Genomic DNA, 2500 nt, shown 5'->3' on the forward strand with positions numbered 1-2500 from the left:
TGGTTGCGGGGACAGGATTTGAACCTGTGACCTTCAGGTTATGAGCCTGACGAGCTACCGGGCTGCTCCACCCCGCGTCACCATGTTGCGGCATTTGAGCCGCGCCTTCCGCTGGAAGACGAGCGCCTCCGACGACGTGATGTGTCGTGCGGAGGCGGGTCGCGCCCTCGCGGGGCAGGAGATGTAAATGGGTTCTGTTTTTTTCCGTGCGCTCACCGGCTGCAATGCCTGGCGACGACCTACTCTTCCATCGCTTAGGCGATAGTACCATCGGCGCAGTCGGGTTTCACGTCCGAGTTCGGGATGGGATCGGGTGGGACACCGACGCTATGGCCACCAGGCAATGAAGCCGGTGAGGCGCGGAGAAAACGGTTCTAAAATCGATGCACCTTTGCATATTCGTCATCATCTGGCGTCGAGCTTATCATCCAACCACGATGCCTGGCGCTGGATCATCCAGTGCTGTCATTGATGGTGGGACTCTCAAGCGCGAATAGGACAATTAGTATCGGTTAGCTCCATGCGTTACCGCACTTCCACATCCGATCTATCAAGGTGATGGTCTTTCACCGTCCTAAGAAATCTTATCTCGAGGGAGGCTTCCCGCTTAGATGCTTTCAGCGGTTATCCCGTCCGTACATAGCTACCCTGCTGCGCCGTTGGCACGACGACAGGTACACCAGAGGTACGTTCAACCCGGTCCTCTCGTACTAGGGTCAACTCCTCTCAAATTTCGACGCCCACGGCAGATAGGGACCAAACTGTCTCGCGACGTTCTGAACCCAGCTCACGTACCACTTTAATTGGCGAACAGCCAAACCCTTGGGACCTGCTCCAGCCCCAGGATGTGATGAGCCGACATCGAGGTGCCAAACAACCCCGTCGATATGAGCTCTTGGGGGTTATCAGCCTGTTATCCCCGGCGTACCTTTTATCCGTTGAGCGATGGCCCTTCCACGAGGGACCACCGGATCACTATGACCGACTTTCGTCTCTGCTCGACTTGTCAGTCTCGCAGTCAGGCTGGCTTATGCCATTGCACTCTAACAGACGGTTTCCAACCGTCCTGAGCCAACCTTCGCGCGCCTCCGTTACTCTTTAGGAGGCGACCGCCCCAGTCAAACTACCCGCCACAGAGGGTCCCTGATCCAGTTTCATGGATCGAGGTTAGACATCAGAAAACAACAGGGTGGTATTTCACCTATGGCTCCACACCGGCTGGCGCCAATGCTTCAAAGCCTCCCACCTATGCTACACAGTTCTTTCCTAATGCCACTCTGAAGCTGCAGTAAAGGTGCACGGGGTCTTTCCGTCTAACCGCGGGTACTCCGCATCTTCACGGAGAATTCAATTTCGCTGAGCATGTCCTGGAGACAGTGGGGAAGTCGTTACGCCATTCGTGCAGGTCGGAACTTACCCGACAAGGAATTTCGCTACCTTAGGACCGTTATAGTTACGGCCGCCGTTTACCTGGGCTTCATTTCAGAGCTTGCACCCCTCCACTTAACCTTCAGGCACCGGGCAGGCGTCAGGCCCTATACGTCGTCTTGAAGCCGACTTAGCAGAGCCCTGTGTTTTTGCTAAACAGTCGCTACCCCCTGGCCTGTGCCCCCCGACAGAGCTTGCGCTTAGCCGGGGCCTCCTTCTTCCGAAGGTACGGAGGCAATTTGCCGAGTTCCTTCAGGACACTTCTCTCAAGCGCCTTGGTATACTCTACCTGACCACCTGTGTCGGTTTCGGGTACGGTCTATACGGTGGGGCTATTTCCCGGGACAGTTTCGAAGCACGTCCAATCCGATAAGGACGTACAACACACACCATCCGTCACACACCACCAGGCTGCGGAATATTAACCGCATTCCCATCGACTACCCCCTTCGGGCTCGTCTTAGGGGCCGGCTCACCCTGCGCGGATTAGCCTTGCGCAGGAACCCTTGGTCTTTCGGCGAGAGGGCATCTCACCCTCTTTATCGCTACTCATGTCTGCATTCGCACTTCCGATACCTCCACGACCCATTACCAGATCGCTTCACAGGCTTACGGAACGCTCCGCTACCGCGTGTCTTGCGACACACCCTAAGCTTCGGTGCACGTCTTGAGCCCCGTTACATCTTCGCCGCAGGAACCCTTGTTTAGACCAGTGAGCTGTTACGCTTTCTTTAAAGGATGGCTGCTTCTAAGCCAACCTCCTGGTTGTTTTGGGATTCCCACATGCTTTCCCACTTAGACGTGACTTGGGGACCTTAGCTGTAGGTCAGGGCTGTTTCCCTTTTGACGACGGACCTTAGCACCCGCCGTCTGTCTCCCGGATATCACTCCTAGGTATTCGGAGTTTGGTTAGAGTTGGTAGATCTCGCGACCCCCGCATCCATCCAGTGCTCTACCCCCTAGGGTGTCCATCCGAGGCACTACCTCAATAGTTTTCGCGGAGAACCAGCTATTTCCCGGCTTGATTGGCCTTTCACCCCTAAACACAACTCATCCGGTAACTTTTCAACGT

At 55.6% G+C, this 2500-nt stretch carries 1 tRNA gene and 2 rRNA genes (1 of these 3 cut by a window edge); all 3 read right to left on the minus strand.

Features of this window, described 5'->3' with window-relative positions:
- Positions 1-77, minus strand: a tRNA-Met gene (locus FFS35_RS19685).
- A gap of 149 nt (positions 78-226) precedes the next feature.
- Positions 227-341 (minus strand): 5S ribosomal RNA (rrf, locus tag FFS35_RS19690).
- Between the two features lie 141 nt (positions 342-482).
- A 23S ribosomal RNA gene (locus tag FFS35_RS19695) occupies positions 483-2500 on the minus strand; it runs 774 nt beyond the window's last position.

The sequence above is a fragment of the Sphingomonas sp. 3P27F8 genome (assembly GCF_005502745.1).
In the GTDB taxonomy this organism is placed as follows: Bacteria; Pseudomonadota; Alphaproteobacteria; order Sphingomonadales; family Sphingomonadaceae; genus Sphingomonas.